22 protein-coding genes are annotated in these 21,852 nt (G+C 53.0%); 9 read left to right on the top strand and 13 right to left on the bottom strand.

Translation table 11 applies throughout. The features are described from left to right. Positions 1 to 103 precede the first annotated feature (103 nt). From Q1A69_RS02535 to pilG, 4 genes are all read right to left on the bottom strand, one after another. Positions 104 to 2,245, bottom strand: coding sequence for a methyl-accepting chemotaxis protein (locus Q1A69_RS02535; RefSeq protein WP_299580631.1), 2,142 nt, complete (start codon positions 2,243 to 2,245; stop codon positions 104 to 106). Between the two features lie 163 nt (positions 2,246 to 2,408). Next, entirely contained in the window at positions 2,409 to 2,948 is a 540-nt protein-coding gene (locus Q1A69_RS02530; protein ID WP_299580628.1) for a chemotaxis protein CheW, read from the bottom strand. A gap of 16 nt (positions 2,949 to 2,964) precedes the next feature. Next, positions 2,965 to 3,327 carry a twitching motility response regulator PilH gene (pilH, locus tag Q1A69_RS02525; RefSeq protein ID WP_299580625.1) on the bottom strand — a complete coding sequence of 121 codons (363 nt, stop codon included), beginning with the start codon at positions 3,325 to 3,327 and terminating at the stop codon, positions 2,965 to 2,967. A 244-nt stretch (positions 3,328 to 3,571) separates the two neighbouring features. Continuing rightward, positions 3,572 to 3,967, bottom strand: coding sequence for a twitching motility response regulator PilG (pilG, locus tag Q1A69_RS02520; protein ID WP_020413651.1), 396 nt, complete (start codon positions 3,965 to 3,967; stop codon positions 3,572 to 3,574). 352 nt (positions 3,968 to 4,319) lie between these two features. Here pilG and gshB point away from each other — a divergent pair, with 352 nt between their 5' ends. The 9 genes from gshB to Q1A69_RS02475 all read left to right on the top strand — a co-directional run bounded on the left by gshB (position 4,320) and on the right by Q1A69_RS02475 (position 13,050). Then, on the top strand, positions 4,320 to 5,276 hold the full coding sequence (gene gshB / locus Q1A69_RS02515; RefSeq protein WP_299580622.1) for a glutathione synthase: 957 nt from the start codon (positions 4,320 to 4,322) through the stop codon (positions 5,274 to 5,276). A gap of 110 nt (positions 5,277 to 5,386) precedes the next feature. After that, complete coding sequence (locus Q1A69_RS02510; RefSeq protein ID WP_299580619.1) at positions 5,387 to 6,292, top strand: energy transducer TonB; 906 nt, start codon at positions 5,387 to 5,389, stop codon at positions 6,290 to 6,292. A 35-nt stretch (positions 6,293 to 6,327) separates the two neighbouring features. Then, the gene (locus Q1A69_RS02505; protein ID WP_299580616.1) at positions 6,328 to 6,912 is read left to right on the top strand and encodes a YqgE/AlgH family protein; all 585 of its coding nucleotides are present in this window, start codon (positions 6,328 to 6,330) and stop codon (positions 6,910 to 6,912) included. Positions 6,913 to 6,971: 59 nt separating this feature from the next. Continuing rightward, the gene (gene ruvX, locus Q1A69_RS02500; protein ID WP_299580613.1) at positions 6,972 to 7,400 is read left to right on the top strand and encodes a Holliday junction resolvase RuvX; all 429 of its coding nucleotides are present in this window, start codon (positions 6,972 to 6,974) and stop codon (positions 7,398 to 7,400) included. An 88-nt stretch (positions 7,401 to 7,488) separates the two neighbouring features. Further along, positions 7,489 to 8,406 carry a hydroxymethylbilane synthase gene (gene hemC, locus Q1A69_RS02495; protein WP_299580610.1) on the top strand — a complete coding sequence of 306 codons (918 nt, stop codon included), beginning with the start codon at positions 7,489 to 7,491 and terminating at the stop codon, positions 8,404 to 8,406. A 12-nt stretch (positions 8,407 to 8,418) separates the two neighbouring features. Next, complete coding sequence (locus Q1A69_RS02490; protein ID WP_299580607.1) at positions 8,419 to 9,189, top strand: uroporphyrinogen-III synthase; 771 nt, start codon at positions 8,419 to 8,421, stop codon at positions 9,187 to 9,189. Between the two features lie 119 nt (positions 9,190 to 9,308). Then, positions 9,309 to 10,670: a uroporphyrinogen-III C-methyltransferase gene (locus Q1A69_RS02485; RefSeq protein WP_299580604.1), complete on the top strand. Its 1,362-nt coding sequence runs from the start codon at positions 9,309 to 9,311 to the stop codon at positions 10,668 to 10,670. Continuing rightward, positions 10,667 to 11,917 carry a heme biosynthesis HemY N-terminal domain-containing protein gene (locus Q1A69_RS02480; protein WP_299580601.1) on the top strand — a complete coding sequence of 417 codons (1,251 nt, stop codon included), beginning with the start codon at positions 10,667 to 10,669 and terminating at the stop codon, positions 11,915 to 11,917. The genes Q1A69_RS02485 and Q1A69_RS02480 overlap by 4 nt, the downstream gene beginning before the upstream one ends. Before the next feature lie 92 nt (positions 11,918 to 12,009). Next, the gene (locus Q1A69_RS02475; RefSeq protein ID WP_299580598.1) at positions 12,010 to 13,050 is read left to right on the top strand and encodes an alpha/beta hydrolase; all 1,041 of its coding nucleotides are present in this window, start codon (positions 12,010 to 12,012) and stop codon (positions 13,048 to 13,050) included. Between the two features lie 285 nt (positions 13,051 to 13,335). Here the strand turns inward: Q1A69_RS02475 and Q1A69_RS02470 are convergent, their stop codons facing one another. The 9 genes from Q1A69_RS02470 to rdgB form a co-directional block, all read right to left on the bottom strand. Further along, entirely contained in the window at positions 13,336 to 13,665 is a 330-nt protein-coding gene (locus Q1A69_RS02470) for a hypothetical protein (RefSeq protein ID WP_299580595.1), read from the bottom strand. A gap of 413 nt (positions 13,666 to 14,078) precedes the next feature. Then, the gene (locus tag Q1A69_RS02465; RefSeq protein WP_299580592.1) at positions 14,079 to 14,459 is read right to left on the bottom strand and encodes a hypothetical protein; all 381 of its coding nucleotides are present in this window, start codon (positions 14,457 to 14,459) and stop codon (positions 14,079 to 14,081) included. Between the two features lie 961 nt (positions 14,460 to 15,420). After that, a complete protein-coding gene (locus Q1A69_RS02460) occupies positions 15,421 to 15,549 on the bottom strand; it encodes a hypothetical protein (protein ID WP_299580590.1) in 129 nt (42 codons plus the stop codon). A gap of 183 nt (positions 15,550 to 15,732) precedes the next feature. Beyond that, positions 15,733 to 17,196, bottom strand: a complete 1,464-nt coding sequence (gene ubiD / locus Q1A69_RS02455; RefSeq protein WP_299580587.1) for a 4-hydroxy-3-polyprenylbenzoate decarboxylase — start codon at positions 17,194 to 17,196, stop codon at positions 15,733 to 15,735. Between the two features lie 156 nt (positions 17,197 to 17,352). Then, the gene (locus Q1A69_RS02450) at positions 17,353 to 17,622 is read right to left on the bottom strand and encodes an RNA-binding protein (protein WP_108731407.1); all 270 of its coding nucleotides are present in this window, start codon (positions 17,620 to 17,622) and stop codon (positions 17,353 to 17,355) included. A 270-nt stretch (positions 17,623 to 17,892) separates the two neighbouring features. Beyond that, positions 17,893 to 19,152, bottom strand: a complete 1,260-nt coding sequence (gene rho, locus Q1A69_RS02445) for a transcription termination factor Rho (protein WP_299580584.1) — start codon at positions 19,150 to 19,152, stop codon at positions 17,893 to 17,895. A 364-nt stretch (positions 19,153 to 19,516) separates the two neighbouring features. Beyond that, the gene (trxA, locus tag Q1A69_RS02440; protein WP_152450637.1) at positions 19,517 to 19,846 is read right to left on the bottom strand and encodes a thioredoxin TrxA; all 330 of its coding nucleotides are present in this window, start codon (positions 19,844 to 19,846) and stop codon (positions 19,517 to 19,519) included. Between the two features lie 142 nt (positions 19,847 to 19,988). Then, a complete protein-coding gene (gene hemW / locus Q1A69_RS02435; RefSeq protein ID WP_299580581.1) occupies positions 19,989 to 21,203 on the bottom strand; it encodes a radical SAM family heme chaperone HemW in 1,215 nt (404 codons plus the stop codon). Next, a complete protein-coding gene (gene rdgB, locus Q1A69_RS02430) occupies positions 21,190 to 21,813 on the bottom strand; it encodes an RdgB/HAM1 family non-canonical purine NTP pyrophosphatase (protein WP_299580578.1) in 624 nt (207 codons plus the stop codon). Before rdgB ends, hemW begins: the two co-directional genes overlap by 14 nt. Between the last annotated feature and the right edge of the window lie 39 nt (positions 21,814 to 21,852).

Raw genomic sequence — 21,852 nt, 5'->3', positions numbered from 1 at the left:
CTCTACCCCGGTGCGAACCTAGGTTCGCGACTTTGCGGAAAGTGTTTCCGTGCGCCCTCTCCGCCCGGCAACCATCAATGGTGCCGGACATTATTTTTGTGGGTTAGGCCAGAGCCCGGTCTTCGCGGGACTCCAAGGAATCGGTCTCTTCACCTTCGATCGTGAACGTTTCCGCATCCATCTCCGGCAACTCCACATCGTATATGTCACTGTTGGTATCCACGCCCTCCTCCTGCGGTAACTTGAAGCCGGCAACAGACTCACGCAGGGCGCTGGCGGTTTGCGCCAGGTTACCAATAGATTGAGCTGTCGCCTGGGTACCGGCAGAGGTCTGCGAGGTAATTTCCTGAATCACGTTCATCGTGTTGGAAATGTGACCTGCAGAGGAGGCTTGCTGGCGTGCGGCATTGGAGATGTTTTGAATCAAGGATGCCAGGTTGCTGGATACATTCTCGATCTCCTCCAGGGCAACACCGGCGTCCTGTGCCAGTCGAGCACCGCGCACCACCTCAGTGGTGGTCTGCTCCATGGAGATTACCGCTTCGTTAGTGTCGGACTGAATCGCTTTTACCAGTCCTTCAATCTGCTTGGTTGCAGCGGCGGAACGTTCCGCCAGGCGCTGTACCTCATCCGCAACCACGGCGAAGCCGCGGCCGGCATCACCGGCCATGCTCGCCTGAATTGCGGCATTCAGCGCGAGGATGTTGGTCTGGTCAGCAATGTCGTTAATCAAGCTCACGATATCGCCAATCTCCTGGGAAGACTCACCCAGTCGCTTGATTCGCTTGGAGGTGTCTTGAATCTGCTCGCGGATATTGTCCATGCCCTTGATGGTGTTCTGTACCACCTTGGAGCCGTTGCTGGCGATCTGTACCGAGCGCTCGGCTACCTGGGCGGATTCGGAGGCGTTGGCAGATACCTGGTCAATGGTGACCGCCATCTCATTCACCGCGGCCGAAGCCCCGGCAATTTCCTGGGCCTGGTGCTCCGAGGCCTCCGCCAGATGCAGGGCGGTCTGCTGGGTTTCCTGGGACAGGCCGGATACTTCCTGCGCTGTGCCATTGATTCGCGATACCAGTACACGCAGCTGGTCGATAGTGAAGTTGATGGAGTCCGCAATCGCACCGGTGAAGGCTTCGGTAACTGTTGCCGAGGTCGTCAAGTCACCATCGGCGAGATCCGCCAGCTCATCCAGCAGCTGCATAATGGCCTGCTGGTTACGCTCGTTGGTATCCGCTTCCTCCATCAGGCTGCGACGAGTACCGGAGAAGGCCATCCCCATCATGGCAAAAATCAACAGCACAAATGCCGCAGCCAAAATGGAAATCGTCATGTTGTTTGGCTGACGCTCATCGGCCAGGTTAACGATGCGGTCGTTCAGGGTACTCAGGGCCTCTAGCAACTGCGGCGACGAGGCGATAATACCGTCGGAGGCCTGGCGCGAGGCAAACAGTGCCGGGGTCGCTTCGAAGATATCCCGTACAGAGGTACTTACGAATCCGAACAGTTCGGTAATTTCATCGAGTGAGCGACGCGCTTCCTCATCGGTGATACGGGAAATACCCATCACCACGTCGCCGCTCTTCATGCCGTCCACTACTTTACCGAAAAGGCTGGCATCGGTATTGAACTGGTCGGCGGCAGCTTCGGCATCATCACCGCCCTGAAGCATCTTATCGATATTTCGGCCGATTCGCTCCGCACGCCAGACCTGCAGCTGTGCCTGCTCTACCTGGTTCGCCGGGGCGTTGTTCGCCAGGAGGATTTCCACAATATTGTTGTGCTCCGCCTGGAGTTCCGGGAGGGAGTCGCTCAGCGTAGAGGCGATATCGTTAAGGAATACGATGGTATCTTGGTTGCCGAGAATCGTATCGACCTGCTCACGCAGCTTGCGCCAAACGGTACCGTAAGTAGCGAGCTCGGCATCGAGCGCTCTACGGCTTCCCTTATCCATCCCCTGCAGTTGGTTCCAGGCGTTCGCCATTTGCCCTGAAACTTTCTCTAATTCGGCAAAGGCCTCATCATCACCGGAGGTCGCCGCCGGTGCGTAGGAAACCAACTGATAGGAAAGTGCGCGCAGCTCCGCCACTTGTTGTAGGTACTCTTTATCGCGGTCACTGCGGGTCTGTACCAAATAGATACTGACAATCAGTCCCGCCAGTACGGCGAGTACCAGCAGACCCAAACCCAGCGCGGCAGGGTTACTGCGAAACGCGGAAAAGGAACTCTGGGAGCCTGTTTTCATAGTTTACTCCTAGCGGGCCCAAGCATGAGGCCGGTTTAAAACCACTAAATATTTAACGCTTTAATAACAATGGCCCTCAGCCAGTGCGGACATCCCTGCACCGCCTATAGGTCCCCCCAACATCTCAACAAATTGTGAGATGACGAAAAGTCCAGTTGGACCTTTAGTGAGTGGCGGCGTCCATAAAATGAGGGTCTTTGAGTAGAGCCCGCATGTCGAACACCAGCCATCGGTCCTTCTGCAAAATAAACTGGCCGTGCACCATAGGGGCAAACGGCTCAATTAAATCTGTTGGCGCTTCACGGGCATATTCAAATGCCAGATGCTGCATTCCGTGCAACCTGTCGACAATCAACCCCACGTAGGTTTTGTCCCGCTCCAATACCAGAACCCGGCGCTGTTGGCGCGGGCCAGTAAGGTGGCCACCATAAAAAGCGGCAAGGTCAATGAGGGGTAACAGGCGGCCGCGCACATTGGCAACGCCTTTCACCCAGGGCTGAACGCCGGGGATAAAAGTGTGCTGCGGCACTTCGAGCAGTTCCACAACATCGTCCATAGAAGCGACGAAATTGTGATCGAGTAGAGAAAAACCGATTCCGGTCCAATAAGGTTTGATTTCGCGACGCCCGGGCAATCCAGTGGCCTGCGCTTTAGCGCGCCGCGCGATATCGACAAGTGCTAGATAAGGTGTTTGTGACTGCACGCTCAGCAGCTGGCCGTCAGGCCAACACCTCCTCGATTGCCTTCAACAATTTGCCCTCATCAACGGGCTTAGTGAGGTAGGCCTTGGCCCCCTGCCGCATGCCCCACACTCGGTCGGTGTCCTGATCCTTAGTAGTCACGATAATGATTGGAATCCCGGCAGTACTGCCATCTTTGCTCAACTGGCGCGTGGCCTGAAAACCATTCAGTCCAGGCATCACAATGTCCATCAGGATAAGATCCGGACGCTGAGTACGCGCCACATCCACACCATTTTCACCATTGGGCGCGGTAATTACCGCGTGGCCATTTTTCTCAAGAATTGTGGTCAGCTTATGTGTTTCGGTAGGAGAGTCATCAACTATTAGTACTCTTGCCATCATTTCCCCCATGACTTCTTCTAATTTTGGCAACTGCTCTATAAATGACAGTGCTTGGCGGCTTGTTGTATTTATCGTTGATAGCGCGTGCCAAGTCTGCACTTACTGCCAATGCACTGCCCGACTACAGAACCTCACGCCCCAGGCAGGTGGGGAGAACTGTACGTCTGTTAAATTATCAATCCCACTAAACAGTGGGGATGCAGGCCCTTAAAGAGCACTTTGTTTTTTTGTTAGTGGCCACTCAGGCTGCATGGTGCGGCTTTGCGTGGGCAGAAATAGCCCCGAGAAGCTCGCTTTTACTGAATGGCTTTGTTAAATATTGATCGCAACCAACGACGCGGCCTTTTGCCTTATCGAACAAACCATCTTTGCTCGACAACATAACAACCGGAGTGGAGCGAAATTCGCTGTTGTTCTTAATCAGTGCACAGGTCTGATAGCCATCCAAGCGCGGCATCATGATATCGACAAAAATAACATCGGGACGGGAGTCCGCGATTTTCGCCAGCGCATCAAAGCCATCTGTTGCGGTGACAACCGTGCAACCTGCTTTTTGCAGCAATGTCTCGGCGGTGCGGCGAATTGTCTTACTGTCGTCAATCACCATCACAGTCAGACTTTCCCAGTTAAGCTCCATAGTCTTTTTTGAATCCCCTGTTTACTTATTTTCGGGCACGCGAAAAATTTTATCTGCACCCTTTTTTTGAGCCACTTATGGGGCCTGGGTGTCTCACTTAGCCAAGATCACACACTGGGTGGAACTTTTATCACAGAACCCCTGGTGAATCTACCTGCAGCTAAGCGCTGGCGACCTTGCGGTTCAAATTATCGCCACTTTACACCCAAACTCAGCGGAGCTTGTTAAAAAGTTGCACCTCGGCGAAGCTACTCTTACCTTATCCACCCAACAAGTTGGCAGTGCCAAAAAGACAGCTAGCCACAACCACCGCGGCGCGGGATTAAATATCCCTTCAACTACGGAAGCCCAGATGAATTATTCCCTCGGTGTGGTGATGGACCCCATCGCCCAAATCAATTTTAAGAAAGATACGACACTCGCACTGTTACAGGCCGCACAAGACAGCGGTTTTCAGTTGTTTTATTTTGAGCAGAGCGACCTGTACCTGGACAATGGCCGCGCTATTGGTAGAGGTAGAGCGCTGCAGGTTTTTGATGATGCTGAACGCTGGTTTTCCCTAGAGGAACCCAGAGAGATGCCTCTGGGCGATCTCGATGCTATCCTGATGCGCATCGACCCACCCTTCGATAATGAGTACATTTACTCCACCTACATTCTCGAAGCGGCAGAGCGCGAAGGTGCGCTAGTGGTTAACAAGCCGCAATCGCTGCGCGACTGTAACGAAAAAATATTCGCCACTAGCTTTCCGCAATGTTGTCCCCCGGTATTGGTCAGTCGGGATATGCAGCGCCTGCGCACATTCCATAAAACCCACCAGGATGTCATCTTCAAACCATTAGATGGTATGGGGGGTGCCGGTATTTTCCACTGCAAACCCGATGGCGCCAATTTGGGCGCAATCCTGGAAATGCTCACAGAGCATGGGCGCCAGCAAATTATGGCGCAGCGCTACATCCCCGAAATTAAAAATGGCGATAAACGCATTCTGGTCGTCGACGGTGTAGCGGTACCTTACTGCCTGGCGAGAATACCTGAAGCTGGCGAAACACGCGGCAACCTGGCCGCAGGTGGACGCGGCGAAGCGCGCCCTCTCAATGATCGCGATCGATGGATCGTGGAACAGGTCGCTCCCACCCTGAAAGAAAAAGGATTGCTGTTTGTTGGCTTGGATGTCATCGGGGATTATCTCACCGAGATCAATGTCACAAGCCCAACCTGCGTGCGCGAGATTGACGCGGCTTACGATACCTATATCGGTGCGCGACTAATGAGCGCCATCACACATCGCTTGGCGCAAAAGCGCTAAACTGCGCACTTCAATTTGAGTGAATCCCAGGGCTGTTTACCAATAAATGGCTCTGGTAGAAATGCCGAACGTCGTGCTCGGTGCAAAAAAGTAGTAACCGAAAATACATAATGAATTCCATCGCTAACACAACGCCATTTGATGCAGCCCAACGCGAGCGTTTTGTGTTCTCCCTGTTTCTCGCTGGCGCCCTCCATGTTCTGTTACTTTACGTATCCTTCCCCGACTCCGAAGGCAGGCAAGCGCCACCCACCCTGGAGGTGACTCTCTCTCAGCATCAGTCTGCACAAGCACCAGAGGATGCCGATTATCTGGCCCAGCACAACCAGCAGGCCAGTGGCACCGCGGACAGCCCACGGGAGCTCTCCAGTAAACGTCGCGCCGAATTTGCCGACACGCAAATTCACGACGTGACCCCATTGCCGCAACAGCAGGCCGCGCACCCGACAGACCAGCGCCGCCAACTAATCACCACCATTGGCGACAGCCCCCGCCAGGCGCCGGAACTACCCGCCGAAGATACGTTTTCCGAAAAGAAGCGCGGCGACGCGCCCAATGACCTGGCTTTAATCAAGCAGGAATATGCCAGCCTGATGGCTCGCAAAGATAAGATCAGTCAGACCATCGCTCAGCGCCCACGCGTGCTTCGACTCACTTCGGTGGCCACCAAGGCCTCCGCAGATGCCGCCTACTTGCACGAATGGCGCCAGAAAATAGAGGACGTGGGTAATGGCAACTTCCCAGCGGAAGTCCTCCAACAAAAAATCACCGGTAGCCTGCGTATGAAAGTGCGCCTGCTGCCCAATGGCGCAGTAGAGGAGGTAAAGATCACACACTCCTCAGGTGAGCGTATCCTGGACGACGCTGCCCAGCAGATTGTGCGGCAGGCAGCCCCCTTCGCACCCTTCCCGGCAGAAATCCGCAAAGAGGCCGACCGCCTGGAAATTATCCGCACCTGGAATTTCGAATTGACCGGGCTTTCAACCTCTGCAGGTGAGCCGCCCGAGCGTGGCTAAACTTGCGTTTCATTCAGGCGACCTAGAATCAAACTATGCCTACACCGAACATCGACAGTGATTTGACCCACGGCAGCCTGCGCGGCCAGTTCCTACTGGCCATGCCCGGCATGGAGGATCCGCGCTTCAAGCACAGCATCGCCCTAATCGTCGAGCACAGCGAGGAGGGCGCCATGGGCATAGTGATCAATGCCCCCAGTAAGGTGCACTGGAAGGAAATTTTCGAACAGCTCTCGCTGCAGGACTCCAGCCAACGTGGCGATGAGACTGTTCTCTTGGGCGGACCCATCTCCACGGAGCAGGGCTTTGTACTTCATGGTGCCGGCGTGCAGTTTGACTCAACCACCGAAATCAATCGAGAAATCAGCCTCACCGCCTCCAGGGATATTCTCGAGTCCCTTGCCTCCGGACACGGCCCGGACGATGTATTGCTGGCCCTGGGCTATGCCGGTTGGGGAGCCGGGCAACTGGAACAGGAACTGGCGGAGAACGCCTGGCTGACACTGCCGGCAGAGCCTGAAATTCTATTTGCCACTCCGGTGGACAAACGCTGGCAAAATGCTGCCGCCCGCCACGGTATTGATCTCTCCGGCCTCGGCTCCCAGGCTGGGCACGCTTAACTCGCCCCGGTTATCATCCCTCGCAAGTCTTATTCCCCGTGAAACCGGATCTTTCCCCCATGAGTAAACCCATTACAGCCCTCGCCTTCGACTTTGGCACCCGCTCCATCGGTCTCGCATTTGGCCAGAGCCTAACAGCCAGCGCCAGAGAGCTTGCACCCCTGCCGGCAAAGGACGGCAAGCCGGATTGGGATAAGGTACAGCAACTTATCGACGAGTGGCGGCCCCACTATTTGCTGGTGGGACTGCCACTGAATATGGACGGCAGCGAGAGTGAATTCGGTGCTCGCGCACGCAAATTTGGCCAACGCCTGCACGGGCGCAGCGGGCTGCCGGTGGAAATGATTGATGAGCGCCTCAGTACGCGCGCGGCCAAGGAAGAGGCGGCAGAGCGCGGCCATCGCGGCAACTTCGCGCAGGACCCCGTGGACTCAATCGCCGCGCGCATCATTCTCGAAGACTGGTTGCGCGCGCGCGGCGGATCGTAACAGTTTACTGAGCCGAGCGCCGGGCAGAGCCACAGGCAACAGCCCTCTGTTAGAATTGCCTCCCCATACAAGCGAGTGATCGAACCCTATGCCCATTAACCGCATCCGCATCGCCACACGCGAGAGCGCCCTGGCCCTATGGCAGGCCAATTTCGTCAAGGACCGCCTGAAGCAGGAGCACCCAACGCTGGATGTGCAGCTGCTGCCGATGACCAGCCGAGGCGACCGGGTACTGGATATTCCCCTGGCCAAAATCGGCGGCAAGGGGCTCTTTGTGAAAGAGCTGGAAGTGGCCATGTTGGAAGGGCGCGCGGATATCGCCGTGCACTCCATGAAGGATGTGCCCATGGAATTTCCCGAGGGACTCTACCTGCCGGTTATCTGTGAGCGTGAGGACCCACGCGACGCTTTTGTCAGCAATAACTTCGCCGGCATTGCGGAGCTACCCCAGGGCGCCGTGGTAGGTACTTCGAGTCTGCGCCGCCAGTGCCAACTGCTTGCACACCGCCCCGATCTACAGATCAAATTCCTCCGCGGTAATGTCAATACTCGCCTGGCCAAGCTCGATGCAGGGGAATACGACGCCATTATTCTCGCCGCCGCCGGCCTGTTGCGTCTCGAAATGCGCGAGCGCATTCGGAGCTTCCTACCCTCCACCGTCTTACTGCCCGCTGGTGGCCAGGGCGCTGTCGGTATCGAGGCCCGCAATGACCGCGAACTGGAGGCTCTGCTGCGCCCTTTGCACTGCAGCAAAACCGCCGCTCGTTTATCTGCCGAACGCGCCCTGGTAAAGCGCCTTAACGGCAGCTGTCAGGTCCCCATCGGTTGCTACGCCGAATTGGAGGATAACGCCCTGTGGTTGCGCGGCTTGGTGGGCAGCCCCGATGGCTCCACCATGATTCGCGCGGAAATCCGCGGCGCGGCAGAAGATGGCGAAGCGCTGGGAACTCAGCTCGCAGAGCAATTGCTAGCACAGGGCGCCGACGAAGTTCTAGCCGCCATCTGAGAACACTTCAACATGGCTGAGTATTTGCGAGGCAAACGCATACTAACTACGCGCCCAACGATGCACGCCGACACCTGGAGCGCACTGTTGCGCACAGCCGGCGCCGAAGTCGACTGTATACCCATGCTGGCGATCAACCCCCTTGTAGAGGTATCGGCACTGCAGGCGATTAAAAATCGCATCCTCGACTTCGACCAGACAGATATTGCGATTTTTGTCTCACAGAATGCGGTACGCTACGGCGTGGACTGGCTGGAGGCCTATTGGCCACAGTTGCCCCTGGGACCGCGTTACTACGCCATTGGCGCAGCCACAGCTAAGGCTCTGCTGGCGCGGGGCATTCCCTGTGAACGCAGCGGCGAGTCTATGAACTCCGAAGACCTGCTCGCCCTGCCTTCACTGCGGCAAGTCGCGGGGCAGCATGTTCTGATTTTTCGCGGCGCCGGAGGGCGCACGTTGATCGGCGACACACTGCTCGAACGCGGTGCGCAGGTAAAGTACTGCGAGCTCTACCAGAGATCTCTGCCGACGGGTGCCGCAGATCAATTGCAAGACTACGCTTTTACCCCGGATGCCATCACGGTCCACAGCGGCGAAACCCTGGCGAACTTGCACCGATGTATTGAACAGTCCGGATGTGAACGGCTGCTACACCCCCCCCTAGTCGGCCCCAGCGCGCGAGTCGCCAAGCAAGCGCGCGCACTGGGTTTTACCGAGATCCACACCGCACTGAATGCCGGCGACAGCGCTATGCTGGAGGCACTCTCCCAGGCGCTAGTTTGAATTGCTATCGAATTACCCGCCCTGTAGGGTTAAAAGTCTCAAAACGGCGCCAGCTCCGCTATTAAGGTCTGCGCCACTCGCTATAATTCGACGACAATTTACAGCTGCGCCCCAAGCCCATGACCAACGAAAAATCCAAGGACAATGCCTCCACACCAGCGGGTGACCTCACCGCAGATACGCTGGCTAAGCAGGAGAGCAAGAGCAATTTTGCCAAGGCGACACAGGGCAAAAAGAAAGATAAGCCACCTCAAGATGCCACTCTCAGTGGAAAAAGCGGCGGTCGTTGGTGGTGGCTGGTCTTTATTCTGCTACTTATTGCCCTGATCGCATTCGCCTGGCACAGTTGGCCGCAGCTGCGCAATCGCATCGCCCAGTTCGACTTCCCCGCGTTTAAACAAACAGCGTCCCCTCGGGAAACGGATCGTCAAGGGGAATCGTCCGCACCTAATACGACCGCTCAACCCCCAGTAGATACCACTCCCGCTGAACCGGTATCGAACGCCGAGCCCTCCTCCGACTCGGCGCCATCTGAGGCGCAGCCACCGCACCCCTCAGTAGAAACGACCACTTCCCTGCTGAATCAGCAACTCGACCAACTTCAGCAGGCCGATACCACCCTGCGCAATCAGATACAGCTGCAAGCCCGTACCATTGCGCAACTGCAACAACAGCTCGCCGGAATGCAGCGCAGCATGACAGCTCAGGGCAACCGCCTCAGCGAACTGGGGAATGTGAGCCGGGAAGACTGGCAACTGGCAGAGGCCGATTACCTCTTGCGCATGGCCAATCAACGCCTGATGCTGGAGGACAACAGCAGCGCTGCCCTGGGGCTAGTGGAAAAGGTCGACACTATTCTGCGCCAGGTGAACCTGCCGGATCTCTACGGGGTACGCCAACAACTGGCCCGCGATATCACCGCGCTTAAATTGGTGGAAAATATCGACCGTGAGGGGCTTTATCTGCGTCTGCGTGCTCTGGAGGAGCAACTGATACGCGCGCGGATCCAACCAGAGTTTGATATTGCCCATTCCCAGGCGCAGAAGACGCAAGAGGAACCTGCACAAGAAGGGCAGACGCCGTGGCAGCGTAGTTGGAGGCGCTTTACCACCTTCCTGCGCGACTCTGTCCGGCCCATTGACGGCGATATCAATCCCGTCATGCTCTCCCCGCAGAGTGAGACACGTTTTCGCCAGACCTTGCGCCTTAATATGGAGCAGGCACAGTTGGCCCTATTGCGCGGTGATTCCACCGTGTACAAAGACGCACTGAACAGCGCCCGCGAACTTCTGCTAACTTATGGCACCGCCAACACCCAGCGCAACGCCCTGGCCCAGCAACTGGCCGAACTCAGCGAAAAACCCATTCAAGCCCAGATGCCGGACCTGAATGCCTCACAGGTGGCCTTGTACAATTACATTGAGCTTCTGCACAAAACCTCAGGGCATGGTGCCGACACACCCGGGGGAGGCAACCCGTGAGAAAAGTCCTTTTTGCTACCGTAGCCCTACTTTTACTTGGCGCTCTGCTACCACAGATTAACCAGAACTATCCGGGATATCTGGTGATTGGCTTCGGTGGCGAGTTGAACAAGGGCTATGAGATGAATCTCTGGTTTGCCATCGTCGCACTCGTAGCCCTACTAATCGCTCTACTGTTTCTCGCTTGGTTAACCCGCAGCCTGTTTCGTGCGGTGCGCGGCAGTGTCGACCGCCTGCGCTTCGGCCGCCAGCGGGTGGCCCGACGACGCCTCACCAGCGGCCTGGTGGAGTTTATGGAGGGCAACTGGTCTCGTGCAAGGCGCCAGCTCTTAAAAAGCGCCCCACGCTCCGAGGCGCCGTTAATCAATTATCTAGCGGCCGCGCGCAGTGCCCATGAACTGGGGTTCCGCGAGGAAGCCAATGAACTGTTGGCGAAGGCCGAGGCCTGCGGCGAAGACACACGCTTGGCGGTGGCACTGAGTCAGGCGCGCATGCAGCTGCAAGACAAGCATTACGAGCAGTGTATTGCCAGCCTCAAACGGGCTAAGCAACTGGAGCCCAAACACCCGGCCCTACTGCAACTTCTCCGACAAGCCTACTACTCCTTGGGCGATTGGAGTAGCTTGCAGGAGCTACTTCCAGAGCTGGAAAAGCATGCCAATATGCCTGAAGAAGACCTGCAAAAATTAGAGCGGGAGGTTTACGAGCATCAGCTTGGCGAGGCCGCGAATCGCAATGACAAGGAGAGGCTACACGACATCTGGCACAGCCTAAATGGGCGCTGGCAGCGCAATGTAGAGCTACGCAGTCTCTTTGCAAACCTGCTACATCGGATTGGCGATGATACCGAAGCAGAAAAACACCTGCGCTGGTTACTAAATCGGGAGTGGACCCCTAAGCTGGCCAAGCTGTATGGCTGTCTCACCGGTGCCAATGCCACAACACAGCTCTCTGCCGCGGAGGGCTGGCTCAAAGAGTACGGTGAAAGTGCCGATCTGCTCACCTGTCTCGGGCGTTTAAGCATGCGCAACGAGCTGTGGGGCAAAGCACAGCAATATTTTGAGAAAAGCCTGCTGCTGCGCCATGACCCGGCCACCTCCGCAGAACTGGCGCGCTTACTTCAGGCCCTCGGGGAAAAAGATAAGGCCGCCCGCCTTTTTGAGGAGGGATTGTTGCAGGCAGTTCCAGACCTGCCGCCGGTGCCCATGCCCAGTCAAGACAAACCCCTACTCGGTATCCACGCCTAACGACCACCCTAGTGGCCCAGATTATCTGGGCCCTTTCCCCGTAACACTCTTTGGCCCATAGTGGGCTTCCGCATCTTTTTTGAAGCTTGCTCATGAGACTACCGCAACAATGCCTTTCCGCTCTCACCTTACTATTTTTGATTCTCCTATCGAATTTTACGCTCGCTTCTGTTCCCTCCACCCAACCACAGGATATGTTACTGAGTGGCTACAACTATCCCTATCCGGTTAAAACGTTAGAGCTGTCCAAATTAGGACAACCTGCTTCCATGGCCTATATGGATGTCCCCTCAAGCACAGCTGCACCTGCCAGAGGTACGGTATTACTACTGCATGGCAAAAATTTTTCCGCTGCCTACTGGGCAGACAGCATCGCCGCGCTCACGGAACAAGGTTACCGGGTCATTGCCCCGGACCAAATCGGCTTCGGCAAATCGGACAAACCATTAATGCCGTACAACCTGCACGGTATGGCTGCAGATACCGAGGCTCTGCTCAACACACTTAAAGTGAATCGAGTATCTGTGGTTGGCCATTCCATGGGAGGTATGCTGGCGACGCGCTTCTCTCTTATGTACCCAGAAATGGTGGAGAAGCTGGCTTTGATCAACCCTATCGGTCTGGAGGATTGGAAGCGCTTCGTCCCCTATGAGCCTTTGGAGCAAGCCATACTCAGAGAGCAGGCACAAACACCGGAGGGTATTAAGAACTATATGTTGAGTGCCTATTTCGATGGAAAATGGCGGGAATCCTACAACTCCCTACTAGATATCCAAGCCGGCTGGACACTGGGACCAGACTCCCAGCATATAGCCAAGATTGATGCCCTCACCTCAGAAATGGTGTTTACTCAACCGGTTTTGTATGAGTTCGCAGATCTCCAAGTACCCACCCTCCTGATTATCGGCACTCGGGATCGCACCGCGATTGGCCGTACCCGCGCTGCTGAACCCATCAGAAAGACATTGGGACGTTACGATCTATTAGGCAAAAAAACCGCCTCCGTAATTCCAGGTGCGCAGCTAATAGAATTCGATGGTGTCGGGCACTTGCCACAGTTCGAAACCTTCAGCGATTATTTCAAGGCCCTAAGCGAGTTCCTCAAGGAGGAAACCCAGCAGGTTTCCGATTAGCAGGCTAGATATTAATCAGGCCCCGCCCAAACAGGCATTCTGGCCAAATAATATTTCCAAAAACTGCTACCAAATTCTCTGCGCAAAGAGTTTTCTTTAGGTCTGTAGAAATGACGCCCTGCTCTTATGGTTAGACCTGCGCCTGAGAAACAGAGGGGAAAAGTTTACAGAAAGACCTCAATAGGAGCGACGTTTGACTTGGACCAGATACCGAAAGAGCTTTCGAACAGAAATCACTGAGCAGTACCTGATCCGGGTAAATCAGAACATCATCGATCGGGAAGATTAGATATTTGCAAACATACCGGCAAAAAGTAGCATGGCCAAAAAAGTAATAATTCCCTGTAGTATTGCGATAATGATCGCCTTCAAAAATCCTGTACCTAAAACCAACATATAAGCAATTGCTGCCAATGGAATAGTCAAAAGAATCCCGGCACTGTCACTTACACCCGGTAGCATACCACCCACAATTCTCTGTACAATCAGCGCCAGTAAAAGTGCAAAAAGACAATGAAAAACCCCGGTATTTCTCGCTCCCATCATGGCAGCAGCCATCTTTAATGGCAGAACCAAAACCGCTACCATAATGATTACAAAAAGAATCAACTCCATGTTTCACCCCTCCCTCATATTGTAGTTATTTGGCCTAATCCCCAAGGCCATCATGATGCAGAATGCATATCAGCCGTTTAGGGCCAGATAGAAATGTCACCAAATGGTAAATCCTGTAGCTGCTTGCATAATTAACCTGCAATATAGCAACGAAGTATAGAAGACATTGCATCATACTACCTAAGCTGTATCTCGTTGAGTTAGGCATACAAAAAAGCTGACAGGATAATCATTGTCAGCTTTGATTAAGAGTAGAATAGATTTATATACAGAAAATGGAGATTTGGCAGTTTATTTGCGCACTAGCCGTATACTTGAGGGCCTTAGCTCTCCATTTTCCATATAGCTCTCTGTGCGGATGACCTTGCCATTCTCTAACCATTCAAAAGCCAAGCTGTGCTGATGGTTTGCCTCTAAACCCCAGCATCCTTAAAGGAAAACTCAATCGGCCTGCTTTCAACACTTGAGGTGAGCTGCAAACGTGGCTGGTTTCCCTGAGGACAATAGTGGGTTGCCAATAAATTGCTATTATCTATGTGGTAGATAGTGAGCGAATGCGATTTCCTTTTATACAACCAATTCTCCACCAAAACAGAATCTGCGGCGGTCTGAGAAAATTTAATATGGAAATTTCCGGCTGTATCTCCCTCCTTCTTCCAATCTCCTTGAAGCAATTTCATTCGTTCGAATACATCCGAACTTTTCAAATCAACCTTCTCTGCATTGATTGTCAGCGACAAAAAACATATAGCAACTAAAAAACATTTAGTAACAGATTGTATTTTTCTAATCATAATGGATTCTCCTTATCCCCCACAACCTACCAGTCAAGAATATATTATTTTAGTAATAAGTTACCAAATTATAGAAATCAAAATTCAGAAATCTTTAGAAGACTTTTAAAAGCTCCCAGACATTCTCTGTACTGGACTCTCTCATCACTCATTTTTACATTTATATTAAGCGACTAGCAATACGCCTCATTGCATCGGCAGAGTTACCATCCACATCACGGTTCATCAGGATAATAAAGCCACCCTTACGATTAGGGTCAAAATACATTGCCGTAAATACTCCTAGTATCCGACCCCAGATATCCCACAAATCCATCGGAATCTTGCCAAAAGGAGCCTTGCGAATCTGAAACGGATCTTGGTAATTGCCAGTGAAAAATCACTAAGGTCGTCAATACTGATGCGAATACCACCATCGGGGCACTGTGGCTTTCTTTGTACTCGAAAGGTGGGTTGATGTATCTTCCCATCAAATAATTTATTCTGCTTGATTCACTATCAGTGCAAAGACCTAAAAGTGGTATGCATTGCTCCATCTTATAGGGCACTACTAGGGAACCTAGATCCATCTCGTTAAGCTTCCAACTTGCGCACTCCCTTTCAAAGCTACAAAAAAGCGTTTCCTTGCTATAGTTTACAAGGGATTGGCCAGTTGCTGACTACACTAATAAGCCCGCTAAACCTGCAGGCAAATTTCTGTACTGACGACGCACTCCGGCATAGCCTTCAAATAATGAGCCTCATTATTGTACAGACTACCTTCCTCATTAAGGAGAGAACGGAGGTGTTGCTCCAGACTAATTTAGGGATGACGATTTGCCGAGTAAATGGTGTAGCTATAGTAATCTGCAGTCGCTGAAGAGTGGCTTACCAAGCTCTTCGCCAGCCAATCCATATACTTACTGAAAGAGAAGTTTACCCCTTTTATTCTTGATAAGGCTATAACAGGAATGACAGCCTCTCACATAACCGCCGTCATAAAATCTTCTATATTGGCAATCTCTGTGCTTTTCTTCTGCTCACTTGGTGGCATTGTCCAATTTTCGAAAATACCAACAGCCATTAAGCCGACTGCATAAAGTATTCTCATTTAAATACCCCCCACAATTCATCAAAGGCGGCAAATAAACCGATACCGGGATTCAACGTCCTCAGCTACATCCATATAGATGTAAGCTTGGGAAAATTTAGAATAATTACTATGAAACCATTAATTAGAGCGCCTCTATAGACGCTCTACAAATGAATAAAAAATCAGATGTCTGGATTATGCTTAAAGACCTAGCTTGGACCAGATTTCATCCACCTTCTGGACCACCTGTGGGTCTTTCTCAATAGGATTGCCCCACTCCCTGTTGGTTTCTCCCTGCCACTTGTTCGTGGCATCGAAACCCATCTTGGAGCCCAAGCCAGATACCGGCGAGGCAAAATCCAGATAATCAATCGGGGTATTTTCCACCATTACCGTATCCCGTGCCGGGTCCATACGAGTGGTCATAGCCCAAATTACATCATTCCAATCCCGCGCGTTAACGTCGTCATCGGTGACAATCACAAATTTGGTATACATAAACTGTCGCAGGAAAGACCAAACCCCCATCATCACCCGTTTGGCGTGACCCGCATACTGTTTCTTCATGGTCACTACCGCAAGACGGTAAGAACACCCCTCTGGTGGCAGGTAGAAATCGACTATTTCAGGAAATTGCTTCTGCAAAATTGGTACGAAGACCTCATTGAGTGCCTCACCTAAAATCGCAGGTTCATCTGGTGGCCTTCCGGTATAAGTGCTGTGATAAATAGGATCTTTACGGTGGGTTATTTTCTCCACAGTAAATACTGGAAAGCGATCGACCTCATTGTAGTAACCGGTATGATCTCCATAGGGACCTTCATCGGCCATATCATCGGGATAGATAAACCCTTCCAATACATACTCAGCGCTGGCCGGCACCTGTAAATCACTAAGCAACGCGCCTGCTACTTCCGTTTTAGCGCCGCGCAGCAAGCCGGCAAAGGCGTATTCGGACAGGGTGTCCGGTACCGGAGTAACCGCTCCAAGTATCGTGGCTGGGTCCGCACCCAAGGCCACCGCCACCGGGTAGGGCTTTCCAGGGTTTTTCTTGCACCAGTCACGGTAATCCAACGCGCCCCCTCTGTGGCTGAGCCAGCGCATAATCAGACGGTTTTTACCAATTAACTGCATTCGGTAAATACCCAGATTCTGACGCTGCTTCTCGGGTCCCCGGGTAATCACCAGCGGCCAAGTCACCAGTGGCGCGGCATCCCCAGGCCAACAGGTCTGAATGGGCAATGCATGGAGGTCCACCTGAGATTTATCCAACACAACCTGTTGGCAGGCGGCGCTCTTAACCACCTTTGGTCCCATATTAAGCACTTGCTTAAAGACAGGTAATTTCTCCCAGGCATCGCGCAGATTCTCGGGTGGCTGTGGCTCTTTGAGAAAAGCGAGCAGTTGGCCAACCTCGCGCAGCTCACCAATACACTCGCGCCCCATTCCCAATGCCACTCTCTCAGTAGTGCCAAATAGGTTAGCCAATACTGGAGTATCGAATCCTACGGGATTTTCAAACAGCAAAGCAGGTCCCCCTGAGCGCAATACGCGATCAGAGATTTCTGTCATTTCCAGTTTGGGGTCTACAGGATATTGAATTCGTTTTAGCAGGCCACGCTTTTCCAACAACTGGATAAAGTCGCGTAGGTCTTTATATTTCATGCATTGCCGGTCGTGAAGAAGAAACCAGAACGCAGTGTAAAACAGAAATTACAAAATGGGGAATGGCGCCCGGATGAAGGGTGCTTAACAGAGGGGCTAGAAGCGGCCCGCAAGCGTTTAAGCTGCGGGCCGAAAAAATCTTAAGCTTGCCTAAGCTTAGAAGCGGGGGCGACGCGGACGATCTTCGCGAGGCTTAGCTTCGTTAACGCGGATGTTACGGCCAGACATAGGCTGGTCGTTCATCTCTTCGATGGCTTTACGTGCTTCGTCGTCGTTGGGCATTTCTACGAAACCGAAGCCCTTAGAGCGGCCAGTCTCACGGTCAGTAATTACAGTAGCCCGAGAGATCTCTCCGAATGCGCCGAAAGCTTCGTGCAGGTCGTCAGAGGTTACCGCGTAGGCCAGATTTCCAATATAGATATTCACAAAAGGTTCTCACTAGATGTGTGGGCTGTCGTGCAGTCACAAATGAATAACCAGCTCCACCAGATTATCCATTTGAGATTGACCCTTTTACGGAGTAAATCCTGGGCCAATTCGGTCGGGCGCCTCGCTATAAATTTCATACCCAGCGCCACGATGTGGAACTTTATATGCCTTATAGCTCGCCTTTTCAACATTAATTCGCGCAAATAATCACTTTGTGCGATCCAGAATATAAAAGGCGCCGGTATAGGCGCCTTTTATATATAAAAATTATTTCCGTTTCATGGATAGGAAGAATTCGTCATTACTCTTGAAATCCTTCAACTTGTCCACTAGGAACTCCGTTGATGCTACATCTTCCATATCGTGTAGCAATTTGCGCAGGATCCATACACGCTGGAGTTCACCCTCAGGCATCAACAGCTCTTCGCGACGCGTCCCAGAACGGCGCACGTTAATTGCCGGGTATACACGTTTTTCAGCAATCTTGCGATCCAACTGCAGCTCCATATTGCCGGTGCCTTTGAATTCTTCGAAAATCACTTCGTCCATCTTCGAGCCGGTATCGATCAGTGCAGTAGCAATAATAGACAGACTTCCGCCCTCTTCAATGTTACGCGCAGCACCGAAAAAGCGTTTGGGGCGCTCGAGGGCATGGGCATCCACACCACCCGTTAGGACCTTGCCAGAACTCGGTACCGTGGTGTTATAAGCGCGCGCCAGACGAGTGATGGAATCGAGTAGAATTACCACGTCTTTTTTGTGTTCTACCAGGCGTTTAGCCTTTTCGATAACCATTTCAGCGACCTGAACGTGGCGTGCGGGCGGCTCATCGAAGGTAGAAGCAACCACCTCTCCACGCACCGAACGCTGCATCTCGGTCACTTCTTCCGGACGCTCATCAATCAGCAAAACAATGAGGTGGCACTCTGGATTATTGCGTGTAATGGCCTGGGCCATATTCTGCAACATAATAGTTTTACCGGCCTTGGGCGGCGCCACGATCAAGCCCCGCTGACCCTTTCCGATGGGGGCCACTAAATCGATAATGCGGCCGATCAGGTCTTCAGAAGAGCCATTGCCACATTCCAAAGTCAGACGATCATTAGGGAAAAGCGGGGTAAGGTTTTCGAAAAGAATCTTATTTCGGGCATTTTCCGGTTTATCAAAATTAATCTCGTTAACTTTTAATAAAGCGAAATATCTCTCACCCTCTTTGGGTGGGCGAATTTTCCCGGAAATTGAATCGCCCGTACGCAAATTAAATCGGCGAATCTGACTAGGGGAGACATAAATATCGTCCGGCCCTGCGAGATAAGAGGAATCAGCGGAACGCAAAAACCCGAAACCATCCTGAAGGATTTCCAATACGCCGTCGCCATAGATATCTTCACCGCTTTTCGCGTGGCGTTTGAGAATATTGAAAATAATATCCTGTTTGCGTGACCGAGCCAGATTTTCCAGGCCCATGCCTTTGGCTATTTCAATCAACTCTTCAATGGGTTTAGTTTTTAATTCGGAGAGATTCATACCAATTGCTTATTAAGGTTTCTGTTGTCATTGGCGCGGACACGCCGGAATAATTTGGGGAGGGGTTTGAAAATCAGAGATTTGCTCGTCAATTTTGCCCGGTACACCAGGACTCCATGCCTATCAAAAGCGTAATACTCATTGGGCTTTAGCTCTCCTACTCTACAGGAAAAGCTATCTCAATTAAGCTCAACTCGAGGAATAAATACGCCGGGAATGGTCAAGGACCTATGGGGGGGCGTTTTCTTCAGCTGGTCGTTACCGATCCCACAGCTGACTGAACTATTACAGAATTACAGCCAGTATAACGGCTGTTTCTCATCCTGCAAAGAAATTTGCCCTCTGCAGGATGAATTGGCCGAGATTAAAGCTGGCTGTCAATGAACTCAGTTAATTGAGCGCGAGACAGTGCCCCAACCTTGGTACCTTCCACATTGCCACCTTTAAACAGCAATAGGGTAGGTATACCGCGAACATTGTACTTGGCCGGTGTTTCCTTATTGGCATCCACGTCAACCTTAACGATCTTTAGCTTTTCGCCATAGTGACCTGCCAGGTCTTCCAGGACCGGAGCGATCATTTTGCACGGGCCGCACCATTGAGCCCAGAAGTCCACCAACACCGGACCTTCAGCTTTGAGAACCTCAGCTTCGAACTCAGCGTCGGTTACGTTGATGATTGCGTGCTCGCTCATATTGCTTTCCTGTTCTTTAGTTACTCGATGCGGGGCCTCCGCAGGCGTAGCATCTCGCGATGCCGGCTGTGGGATACAGCTGGACTACGCCGGTTAGCCCGTAGATTGGGGCGTTAATTCAGTTTTCAAGCCCAAGCCAACATCACGCTTGCTCTAGGAAGCGCTGAAGAATCTCATCAAGATAGTCGAAGCCAAAAGCGGTGGCAGCGATGCACTGCTCCAGTGGCTGTACGAGATCCATCGCCATCAGGCCAGACCAATGGCGCTGTAAAACCTCTATAGGCAGGCCGGTATAGCGCTCAAAAGTATCCAGAGGCACCCCTTCCATTAGGCGCAGTGCATTCATCAGGAACTCCAAGGACAAATCCTCGGCCTCAATCGGATCGCTATGGGGTTCGGATAGTGCGCGGTGCAACAGCGCTCTGGTATCGGGTGTTATTGCCAAATAGTCTCTGGGTGTACGTGTACGGCGACTGCGAAGTATCTGTCCTTCCTCCGGAAGAGTGACCTTGCCGTGAGCACCGGCACCGATTCCCAGGTAATCGCCAAACCCCCAATAATTGAGATTATGACGGGATTCCAGGCCCTTGCCGCTGTAGGCGGAGACCTCGTAACGCAAATACCCTTCCGAGGCGAGAAAGTCACGGCCACCGCTCTGCATACTGGCAATAAGCTGCGATCCCGGCGTAGAGGGTGGTGCGCTGTAGAAGGCCGTATTCGGCTCTATGGTGAGCTGGTACCAAGAGATATGCTCTGGGGCCAGGGCAACGGCGCGATGCAGGTCTTCCAACGCCTCGGCCTCAGTCTGTCCGGGCAGACCGTGCATAAGGTCGAGATTAATATTATCGAAGCCTGCGCGGCGAGCCATGTCCAGGGCCCTGCTGGCCTCCTCACCACTGTGGATACGGCCCAAGTTATGCAGCTGAGTGCTGCTGAAACTCTGCACACCGATCGAGAGGCGATTGACCCCTGCGGCGCGATAACCAGTAAATTTTTCCTGCTCAAAGGTTCCTGGGTTTGCCTCCAGGGTAATCTCAATACTCTCGCTGAACCCCACAAGTTCCTCGGCCATAACCAGAATTTGCCCGATGGCCTCGGGGGAGAAAAGGCTCGGGGTGCCACCACCAAAGAAAATCGACTGCAGCTTGCGCCCCTGCACCCAGGAGAGCTGGCTGATTAAGTCGAGGCGCAACTGCGCCACGTAATCTGCCTGGGGTAACGCATACTCTGTATCCGTATGGTCCCTGGCCGCCTGGTGGGAATTGAAGTCACAATAGGGGCATTTGCGCACACACCATGGGATATGCACGTAGAGACTGAGCGGCGGTAACTGCAGGCCGTGCTTACTGGCCAGCAAGGTCGATACCCCGCATATTTTCTCGCCACATCACCTCAAATTGAGCCACAGCCTGGGCGCGGTGGCTGAGACGATTTTTTACTTCGCGCGGCAGCTGAGCAGAGGTCATCCCCTCAGAGGCCACATAAAACAGGGGGTCGTAGCCAAACCCTTGCTCTCCCACAGGTTCACTGAGTATGCGGCCGCGCCACTGAGCGTTGCACACCAGGGGCACGGGGTCGTCGAAACTGCGCACGAAGGCCAGGGCACAGTGAAAACTGGCGCTGCGTCGTATTTCTTCGACGCCTTCGAGGGCCTCAAGCAGTTTGATGTTGTTACGCTTATCCGTGGCACCATCTCCGGAATATCGCGCCGAGTAAATGCCCGGTGCGCCCCCAAGGGCATCCACCGCCAAGCCGGAATCATCCGCCAGCGCAGAGAGGCCACTGACCTGACTCGCGTGTCGCGCCTTGATCAAGGCATTTTCAATAAAGCTCAGCCCGGTCTCCTCGGCATCGGTAACTCCGAACTCCGATTGGGGCAGGACCTCGATATCCCAGCTGTTAAAAAGCTGAGAAAACTCGCGCAATTTGCCGGCGTTGCCGCTGGCCAGAACAATTTTTTTTAACATGCGGTATCAAATAAAAAACGGGCACTGGGCCCGCAATAG

Origin of the sequence: uncultured Microbulbifer sp. (assembly GCF_947498635.1) — a bacterium.
GTDB lineage: Bacteria > Pseudomonadota > Gammaproteobacteria > Pseudomonadales > Cellvibrionaceae > Microbulbifer > Microbulbifer echini.
This window is presented reverse-complemented; position numbering and strand designations above follow the sequence as displayed.